Below are 9,910 nucleotides of genomic sequence, written 5' to 3' on the forward strand. Positions count from 1 at the left end.
CTGCTCGCGAAAGCGGTATGTCAGTCACTGAGATGTTGGATGTGCCGGCCTCATCGCGAGCAAGCTCGCTCCCACAGGGGATCTGCTGTGAACACAACCCTTGGGCCCGATGCAGAACCATTGTGGGAGCGAGCTTGCTCGCGATAGCGGCGTGTCAGTCACAGGGATGCTGGATGTGCCGGCCTCATCGCGAGCAAGCCCGCTCCCACAGGAGATCTGCTGTGAACACAAATCTTGTGTCCGATGCAGAACCACTGTGGGAGCGAGCCTGCTCGCGAAAGCGGTATGTCAGTCACTGAGATGTTGGCTGTGCCGGCCTCATCGCGAGCAAGCTCGCTCCCACAGGAGATCTGCTGTGAACACAAATCTTGTGTCCGATGCAGAACCACTGTGGGAGCGAGCCTGCTCGCGAAAGCGGTATGTCAGTCACTGAGATGTTGGCTGTGCCGGCCTCATCGCGAGCAAGCTCGCTCCCACAGGGGAAGTGGGGTGCCTCAGGATTTTGTGGAGATACATAGCTCTCCGGTCGCCCGGATCAGGGCGAGGCGGTGTACCGGGTGCTGTTTGTTGTGGTGGGTGGCTCGGGCCAGCCATTGCGGGCACTGCGGGTCGGTGCGGTAGGGGGTGAAGTCGGCCAGTTGTTGCAGCAGGCGTTTTTGCAGTCGATCGAGCTGCGGGCGGATCTGTCCCACCAGGTCCGGGCGTGGGAGGTCCGGGGCCTTGCCTTCCAGGGCCCAGTCGGACAGGTTGATGTACTGCACCATTTTGTTGGCTTCTATCTGGGCGGCGAAAAACGCTTCCACGGTTTCGCCACTGAGCTTGTAGGCCGGCGCCTGGGCAACGGCGCCGGCAATGACTTCACGCTCGCGCTGACGGTCTTCTACCGGTTTATGGCTGTCCCATTTGCTCAACGCCACTTGATCGGCGAGGGCCAGGCGTTCGCCAATGGCGTTAAGCAACGGGGTAAGGGCTTCAGGGGCGGGAGCCGAGGCGGCTTCGGCGGTGGCGGCCAGCAGCGCGGCAGACAGGGCAAGGCAGAGCTTGAAGCGCAAAGTCATGGGCAATCTCGTCTTCTGTGGGGGAGCGCCGGGGCATCATGCACGTAACCTGCGCCCATAAAAAAGGCCTCCCGAAGGAGGCCTCTCTTTATTCACGCCGTGCGTGGCGGCGTTTACTGGATCAGCAGCTGTAGTACAGCTCGTATTCCAGTGGGTGTACGAAGGTGCGAACCTTGATTTCTTCTTCGCTTTTCAGTGCGATGTAAGCGTCGATGAAGTCATCGCTGAATACGCCGCCCTTGGTCAGGAAGGCACGGCCCTTGTCCAGCTCTTCCAGGGCTTCTTTCAAGCTGCCACACACCTGTGGAATTTCCTTGGCCTCTTCAGGCGGCAGGTCATACAGGTTTTTGTCAGCGGCATCGCCAGGGTGGATCTTGTTCTGGATACCGTCCAGACCGGCCATCATCAGTGCAGCGAAGGCCAGGTACGGGTTGGCAGCCGGATCCGGGAAGCGTGCTTCGATACGGCGGGCTTTCGGGCTGTTCACGTAAGGAATACGGATCGAGGCGGAACGGTTGCGAGCCGAGTAGGCCAGCATGACCGGGGCTTCGAAGCCTGGTACCAGACGCTTGTAGGAGTTGGTCGACGGGTTGGTGAAGCCGTTCAGGGCCTTACCGTGCTTGATGATACCGCCGATGAAGTACAGGGCAGTGTCCGACAGGCCGGCATAGCCTTCGCCGGCGAAGGTGTTCTTGCCGTCCTTGGAGATCGACATGTGAACGTGCATGCCCGAACCGTTGTCGCCGTACAGTGGCTTCGGCATGAAGGTCGCGGTGCGACCGTAGGCGTCGGCAACGTTGTGTACGCAGTACTTCAGGGTCTGGACTTCGTCAGCCTTCTTGACCAGCGTGTTGAACTTCACGCCGATTTCGTTCTGGCCGGCAGTGGCCACTTCGTGGTGGTGAACTTCGACGGTCTGGCCCATTTCTTCCAGTGCGTTGCACATGGAGGTACGGATTTCGTGGTCGAAATCGAACGGTGGAACCGGGAAGTAGCCGCCTTTGATACCTGGACGGTGGCCTTTGTTGCCGCCTTCCACGTCCTGGTCGGACATCCACGAACCTTGTTCGGAGAAGATCTTGAACATGGAGCCGGAGATATCGGACTTGAACTTGACCGAGTCGAAGATGAAGAACTCAGGCTCAGGACCGAAGAAAGCGGTGTCGCCGATACCGGTGGACTTCAGGTATTCCTCGGCGCGGTGGGCGATGGCGCGTGGGTCGCGGTCATAGCCTTGCATGGTCGAAGGTTCGATGATGTCGCAGACCAGGATCAGGGTCGGCTCTTCGGTGAACGGGTCCAGGACGGCCGTTTCGTCGTCCGGCATCAGGATCATGTCGGAGGCTTCGATGCCTTTCCAGCCGGAGATGGAGGAACCGTCGAACATCTTTCCGATTTCAAAGAATTCGTCGTCCAGCGCATCACGGGCCGGCATGGTCACGTGATGTTGAGTACCTTTGGTGTCAGTGAAGCGCAGATCAATCCACTTGACGTCATGATCTTTGATGAGTTGAACCGACTTCGACATATGTCCTCCGGGTGGCTTCGGGCGGGTAGTGGAGTGCCCTTAGATATGGGTGATGCCGGCGCGAATACTCTGCCATGGCAACCTGCCTCACAAGGGAGCAAATTGCATGCCAGTGCCCCAGCATGGGTTTTTTGCACCAAATCCACGCTTTTAAAGGCGTAAATCAAAGATTGTCAGACAATAACGCACTGCAATGTGGCGTCGCCAATCGATAATGACCTGTTTTGGTGCATGCAAAACCATCTGCACATAAACTGGTTAAACCTTGAGCAATTTCCGCTATAATCCGCGCCCCCCTTTTTCGGCTGGCCGTTCGCGCGCTGTTTTCATGAAACTAATCGTAAAAGTCTTCCCCGAGATCACCATCAAGAGCCGCCCGGTACGGATGCGTTTCATCCGCCAGTTGGCCAAGAACATCCGCGCCGTGCTCCGAGACCTGGACCCGGCCGTGGTGGTGAACGGCGTGTGGGACAACCTCGAGCTGGAAACCCGTGTCAGCGAACCCAAGGTCCTGAAGGAAATGACCGAGCGCCTGAGCTGCATGCCGGGCATCGCGCATTTCCTGCAAGTCGACGAATACCCGCTGGGGGATTTCGACGACATCCTCGCCAAGTGCATGCTCCATTATGGTGATGCCCTGGCCGGCAAGATTTTTTCGGTGCGCTGCAAGCGTGCCGGCAAGCACCCGTTCAGCTCGATGGATGTGGAGAAGTATGTCGGCAGCCAGTTGCGCCGACAGTGCGGCGCGGCCGGTATTTCGCTGAAAGACCCGCAGGTCGAAGTGCGCATCGAAATTCGCGACCAGCGGCTGTTCGTGATCCACAGCCAGCACAACAGCATCGGCGGTTACCCGCTGGGTTCGCTGGAGCAGACCCTGGTGTTGATGTCCGGCGGTTTCGACTCCACGGTGGCCGCCTACCAGATCATGCGTCGCGGCTTGATGAGCCATTTCTGCTTCTTCAACCTCGGCGGACGTGCCCATGAACTGGGCGTGATGGAAGTGGCGCACTTCATCTGGAAGAAGTACGGCAGCTCCCAGCGCGTGTTATTTGTGAGTGTGCCGTTCGAAGAAGTCCTGGGCGAGATTCTCGGCAAAGTCGATAACAGTCATATGGGCGTCATTTTGAAGCGTATGATGTTGCGCGCCGCTTCACGAATTGCCGACCGCCTGCAAATCGATGCACTGGTGACCGGCGAGGCGATCTCCCAGGTGTCGAGCCAGACGCTGCCGAACCTGTCGGTGATCGACTGCGTGACCGAGAAGTTGGTCTTGCGGCCGCTGATTGCCAGCCACAAGCAGGACATCATCGACCAGGCCAATGAAATCGGCACCGCCGAGTTTGCCCGGCACATGCCGGAGTACTGCGGCGTCATCTCGGTCAATCCGAAGACGGCGGCCAAGCGCGGGCGGGTGGAGCACGAAGAGAAAGAATTCGACATGGCGGTGCTCGAGCGTGCGCTCGAAAACGCCAGGCTGGTGCCAATCGATCGAGTCATCGATGAGTTGGGCCAGAACATTCAGATTGAAGAAGTCGGCGAAGCGCTGGCCGGTCAGATCATCATCGACATCCGTCACCCGGACGACGCTGAAGACGACCCGCTGAGTATCGCCGGCATCGAGGTAAAAACGATGCCGTTCTATGCCGTGAACGCGCGTTTCAAGGAACTGGACCCTACTCGCCAGTACCTGCTGTATTGCGACAAAGGCGTGATGAGTCGCCTGCATGCCCACCATTTGCTCAGTGAGGGGCATGCCAATGTGCGCGTTTATCGACCGAGCTAAGTGCCCGGGGCTGTTTGCCTGTGGCCTGCGTCACCGGCCCCCCGACGCCGCCGACAGGCTGTAACGGCCTTGTCGGACTCAACGTAAATCGCTGCCACGACCTGTCAGCACACCGAATCCTCTGATCGAGATACACAAGTGATCGAAAATCTACGCAACATCGCCATCATTGCTCACGTTGACCATGGTAAGACCACCCTGGTAGACAAACTCTTGCGTCAATCCGGCACCCTGGAGCGCAACGAGCTCAACGACGAGCGCGTGATGGACTCCAACGACCAGGAAAAAGAGCGCGGTATTACCATCCTGGCGAAAAACACCGCCATCAACTGGAATGGCTACCACATCAACATCGTGGACACCCCGGGCCACGCCGACTTCGGTGGTGAAGTAGAGCGCGTGATGTCGATGGTTGACTCCGTGCTGCTGCTGGTTGATGCCCAGGACGGCCCTATGCCGCAAACCCGCTTCGTGACCAAGAAGGCTTTCGAAGCCGGCCTGCGTCCGATCGTGGTCATCAACAAGGTTGACCGTCCAGGCGCGCGTCCGGACTGGGTTCTGGACCAGATCTTCGACCTGTTCGACAACCTGGGTGCCACCGAAGAACAGCTGGACTTCAAAGTCGTCTACGCCTCGGCCCTGAACGGTATTGCCGGTCTGGACCACACCGCCATGGCTGAAGACATGACCCCGCTGTACCAGTCGATCGTCGACGACGTACCAGCACCGAAAGTCGACCGTGACGGTCCGTTCCAGATGCAGATCTCGGCACTGGACTACAACAGCTTCCTGGGTGTGATCGGTGTTGGCCGTATCGCCCGTGGTCGCATCAAGCCGAACACCCCGGTGGTTGCCATCGACGCCGACGGCAAGAAGCGCAACGGTCGTATCCTCAAGCTGATGGGTCACCACGGCCTGCACCGCATCGACGTTGAAGAAGCTGCAGCCGGCGACATCGTCTGCATCAGCGGCTTCGAGCAACTGTTCATCTCCGACACCCTGTGCGACCCACTGAACGTCGAAGCGATGAAGCCGTTGACCGTCGACGAGCCAACCGTTTCCATGACCTTCCAGGTCAACGACTCGCCATTCTGCGGTAAAGAAGGCAAGTTCGTGACCAGCCGTAACATCAAGGAACGCCTGGACAAAGAGCTGCTCTACAACGTTGCCCTGCGCGTTGAAGAAGGCGACTCGGCCGACAAGTTCAAGGTCTCCGGCCGTGGCGAGCTGCACCTCTCGGTACTGATCGAAACCATGCGTCGTGAAGGTTTCGAAATGGGCGTGGGCCGTCCTGAAGTGATCATCCGCATGGTTGATGGCGTCAAGCACGAACCGTACGAAAACGTGACCATCGACCTGCCGGAAGAATCCCAGGGCGCGATCATGGAGCAAATGGGCCTGCGTAAAGGCGACCTGACCAACATGGTTCCGGATGGCAAGGGCCGTGTGCGCCTTGAGTACAACATCCCGGCTCGTGGCCTGATCGGTTTCCGTAACGAGTTCCTGACCCTGACCTCCGGTGGCGGCATCCTGACTTCGATCTTCGATCGTTACGACGTGATGAAGTCCGGTGACATGTCCGGCCGTCAGAACGGTGTCCTGGTATCGGTTGCGACCGGCAAGGCCCTGACCTACTCGCTGGAAACCCTGCAAGCGCGCGGCAAGCTGTTCGTCGAGCACGGCCAGGATATCTACGAAGGTCAAATCGTCGGCCTGAACAGCCGCGACAACGACCTGGGCGTGAACCCAACCAAAGGCAAGAAGCTCGACAACATGCGTGCTTCGGGCAAGGACGAAACCATCGCCCTGGTTCCGCCGGTCAAGTTCACCCTGGAGCAAGCGCTGGAGTTCGTGCAGGAAGACGAACTGTGTGAAGTGACGCCTAAGTCGATTCGCCTGCGTAAGAAAATCCTTGGCGAAAGCGAGCGTACCCGCGCTGCCAAGAAAAGCGGCAACTGAGTTTCGACTTAGTTAGCGGCTAAAAAAACGCCCCCGGTCGTGAGATCGGGGGCGTTTTTTTATGCCTGGGTTTTGTGTGTCGCTTGTCAGGGCCCTATCGCGAGCAAGCTCGCTCCCACAGTGGATTTGCGGTGGATACGGATTTTGTGTCCGACATAAATCTACTGTGGGAGCGAGCTTGCTCGCGATGACGGTGGCTCAGACGCCGCTGAGCCATTTGGTCAGAATTTGTCCAGCGTCCGCGGATTACGCTCGCGCTCCACTTCCTTGGGCTTGTAGGCGCAATAGCCTGGCCGTGGTCCAACCCGCGGATGGTTGCGGCAGGTGTCCGGGCGTTTCTCGTAAATGGTGCACAACCGGCTCTTGCGATCCAGATAAAGGCAATCGTTGTTGCTCATGCGCTGGAGCGTGAAGATCTCGGATTTCTGGTTGTAGCGCTCGACGATCCCTTCCTTTTGCAGGCGCTTGGCGATGTTCTTCGGCGGGTCGCCCAGTTCGAACTCATCGACGATGCCGATGCGGATCAGGTCCTTGATCTTGACCTCCACCGGCAGCGTGCAGCAGCTCGACACGCAGGAACCGCACATCGGGGCAGAGTACTTGGCCCAGGTATCGAGTCGGTCGATCTCCGCGGCGGCGATCAGGTTGGGCTTCATCATCACGGTTTACCAGCATGCATCAGGGCGCGCGATCATACCGGGACTGGTGAAATTTTGAACGACCATCCGCCAGTTTTTTTTCATTCCGGCCAAACCCGCCCGGATCGGCACGGCCCCTGCATTCATTCGACCATCCGGCAATTTCATGGCGGCGATTCTCCGACACTCGGGGAAATCCACCGAACCAAGAGCCTGTACCGTCTGTCAGACCGACTAGGCTCAGACAATTCCATGCTCGTTCGAGGTCTCATCAATGACTCAAGAACCACTTGTTCGCGAAGCCGAAGTTGCGGCATTTCGCGACGCCGTGTTGACCAAACTCACTTATGCCGTCGGCAAGGACCCGGATCATGCGTTTGATCACGACTGGTTCGAAGCCATTGCCCTCGCTGCCCGCGACCACATGGTCGAACACTGGATGGATCACACGCGACAGATCTACCGCAAGGGTCAGAAGCGCGTCTATTACCTCTCCCTGGAATTCCTCATCGGTCGCTTGCTCTACGACAGCCTGAGCAACCTCGGCCTGCTGGACACGGCGCGCGAGGCCCTGACCGAGCTGGGCGTGGACCTGGAACGTATCCGCTTGCTCGAGCCGGATGCGGCATTGGGCAACGGCGGTCTTGGCCGCTTGGCCGCGTGTTTCATGGAAAGCATGTCGACCCTGGGCATTGCCGGCCATGGCTACGGCATCCGTTACGAGCACGGCCTGTTCCGCCAGGCGATTGTCGACGGCTGGCAGCAGGAGCAGACCGAACACTGGCTGGATTTCGGCAACCCGTGGGAGTTCGAGCGGCCGGAGGTGGTCTACCCGATCGGCTTTGGCGGCAGCGTCGAGACCGTCACCGATGACGCCGGCAAGACCCGGCAAGTCTGGACGCCGGGCGAAACCGTGCGGGCCATTGCCTATGACACGCCGGTGGTGGGTTGGCGCGGTGCCAGCGTCAATACCCTGCGCCTGTGGCGTGCCCGAGCCGTGGAAGACCTGCACCTGGAGCGCTTCAATGCCGGCGACCACTTGGGCGCGGTAGCTGAAGTGGCCCGGGCCGAAAGTATTTCCCGCGTGCTGTACCCGGCCGACAGCACCGAGGCCGGTCAGGAGCTGCGTCTGCGTCAGGAATACTTCTTCGTCGCCGCCTCGCTGCAAGACCTGCTGCGCCGGCATCGCAACATGCACACCTCGGTACTGACCCTGGGCGATCACGCCGCAATCCAGCTCAACGACACTCACCCGTCCATTGCCGTGGCCGAGCTGATGCGGCAATTGGTGGACGTCTACGACGTGGCTTGGGACGCGGCCTGGCAGATCACCCAGGACACGCTGTCCTACACCAACCACACGCTGCTGCCCGAAGCCCTGGAAACCTGGCCGGTGGGGTTGATGGAGCGCATGTTGCCCCGGCACATGCAGATCATCTACCTGATCAATGCCCAGCACATCGATTCACTGCGGGCCAAGGGCGTGCACGATTTCGATGTGCTGCGCTCGGTGTCGCTGATCGAAGAAGACAATGGCCGCCGGGTGCGCATGGGCAACCTGGCGTTCCTTGGTTCCCATAGCGTCAACGGCGTGTCCGGGTTGCATACCCAACTGATGCGCAGCACGGTGTTTTCCGAGTTGCACAAGCTCTATCCGGATCGGATCAACAACAAGACCAACGGCATCACCTTCCGCCGCTGGTTGTTCCAGGCCAACTCCGAATTGACCTCGATGATGGTCGATGCCCTCGGCCCAAGCGTGCTCGACAACCCCGAGGAGCGCTTGATCGAACTGGAACCGTTTGCCGACAAGCCGGCGTTTCGCAAGCAGTTCGCCGAGCAGCGCCTGCACAGCAAGAAGGCCCTGGCCTACTTGATCCACGAGCGGTTGGGGATTGCCGTGAACCCGGCGGCGATGTTCGACGTGCAGGTCAAGCGGATCCACGAGTACAAGCGCCAGTTGCTCAACCTGATGCACACCGTGGCGCTGTACCAGGCGATCCGTGCCGAGCCGGAAGTGGACTGGGTGCCGCGGGTGAAGATCTTCGCCGGCAAGGCCGCCGCCAGTTACCACCAGGCCAAGCTGATCATCAAGCTGACCAACGACATCGCCCGGGTGGTGAACAACGACCCGACCGTGCGCGGCTTGCTCAAAGTGGTGTTCCTGCCCAACTACAACGTCAGCCTGGCCGAAAGCATCATTCCGGCGGCGGACCTGTCGGAGCAGATCTCCACGGCCGGTTTCGAAGCGTCGGGCACCAGCAACATGAAGTTCGGCCTCAACGGCGCGCTGACCATCGGCACCATGGACGGCGCCAACGTGGAGATGCATGAGCGCGTCGGCGGTGAGCACATGTTCATCTTCGGCCTGACCGCCGAGCAGGTGGAGGCCCGCAAGCAAAACGGCGAATTCAGCGCCGCGCCGGACATCGCCGCGTCCCATCGACTCAACGACGTGTTGCAGGCGATTCGCGGCGGAGTGTTCTCGCCAGATGATCCGATGCGCTACGTCGGGCTCGTGGACTCGTTGGTGGACTACGACCGCTTCCTGGTGTGCGCCGACTTCGACGCGTACTGGAACGCCCAGGTCAAGGTCGAAGAGCGTTGGCACGACTCCAAGCAATGGTGGCGTTCGGCAGTGCTCAACACCGCGCGGATGGGCTGGTTCTCTTCGGACCGGACCATCCGTGAGTACGCGACCGACATCTGGAAAGCCCTGGAGTAGCATTTGCTGTAAGAAATGTGAGCGAAGCCCAACGGCAGTTGGGCTTCGTCGATATACTAGGCGCCAGTTTCGCCGGGCTGGGGTGTGGCCGGGCTCAGTTAATGGCACGCCGACAATCCAATGTGGGGAGCGGGCTGTGTGGGAGCAAGGCTTGCCCGCGATGAAAACGCCGCGGTCTCTTGAGGACCGCAGCGCCTGGATCGCGAGCAAGCTTTGCTC

The 9,910-nt window shown here is 59.6% G+C and carries 6 protein-coding genes; 3 read left to right on the top strand and 3 right to left on the bottom strand.

The window, feature by feature from the left end; genetic code table 11:
- Nucleotides 1-494 precede the first annotated feature (494 nt).
- Together LQ215_RS07795 and glnA are read right to left on the bottom strand one after the other, a co-directional pair.
- A complete protein-coding gene (locus tag LQ215_RS07795) occupies nt 495-1,058 on the bottom strand; it encodes a chorismate mutase (protein ID WP_230148584.1) in 564 nt (187 codons plus the stop codon).
- Nucleotides 1,059-1,179: 121 nt separating this feature from the next.
- The gene (gene glnA, locus LQ215_RS07800) at nt 1,180-2,586 is read right to left on the bottom strand and encodes a type I glutamate--ammonia ligase (protein WP_014336114.1); all 1,407 of its coding nucleotides are present in this window, start codon (nt 2,584-2,586) and stop codon (nt 1,180-1,182) included.
- Nucleotides 2,587-2,914: 328 nt separating this feature from the next.
- On the opposite strand from glnA, the gene thiI reads away from it, so the two are divergent.
- Nucleotides 2,915-4,369: a tRNA uracil 4-sulfurtransferase ThiI gene (thiI, locus tag LQ215_RS07805; RefSeq protein ID WP_230148586.1), complete on the top strand. Its 1,455-nt coding sequence runs from the start codon at nt 2,915-2,917 to the stop codon at nt 4,367-4,369.
- 138 nt (nt 4,370-4,507) lie between these two features.
- On the top strand, nt 4,508-6,328 hold the full coding sequence (gene typA / locus LQ215_RS07810; RefSeq protein ID WP_003186725.1) for a translational GTPase TypA: 1,821 nt from the start codon (nt 4,508-4,510) through the stop codon (nt 6,326-6,328).
- Between the two features lie 221 nt (nt 6,329-6,549).
- Here typA and LQ215_RS07815 read toward each other — a convergent pair whose 3' ends face one another.
- The gene (locus LQ215_RS07815) at nt 6,550-6,987 is read right to left on the bottom strand and encodes a YkgJ family cysteine cluster protein (protein WP_003196865.1); all 438 of its coding nucleotides are present in this window, start codon (nt 6,985-6,987) and stop codon (nt 6,550-6,552) included.
- Nucleotides 6,988-7,240: 253 nt separating this feature from the next.
- On the opposite strand from LQ215_RS07815, the gene LQ215_RS07820 reads away from it, so the two are divergent.
- A complete protein-coding gene (locus LQ215_RS07820) occupies nt 7,241-9,691 on the top strand; it encodes a glycogen/starch/alpha-glucan phosphorylase (RefSeq protein WP_230148588.1) in 2,451 nt (816 codons plus the stop codon).
- Nucleotides 9,692-9,910 lie beyond the last annotated feature (219 nt).

It is taken from the genome of Pseudomonas brassicacearum, from assembly GCF_918698105.1.
Lineage (GTDB): Bacteria > Pseudomonadota > Gammaproteobacteria > Pseudomonadales > Pseudomonadaceae > Aquipseudomonas > Aquipseudomonas brassicacearum_F.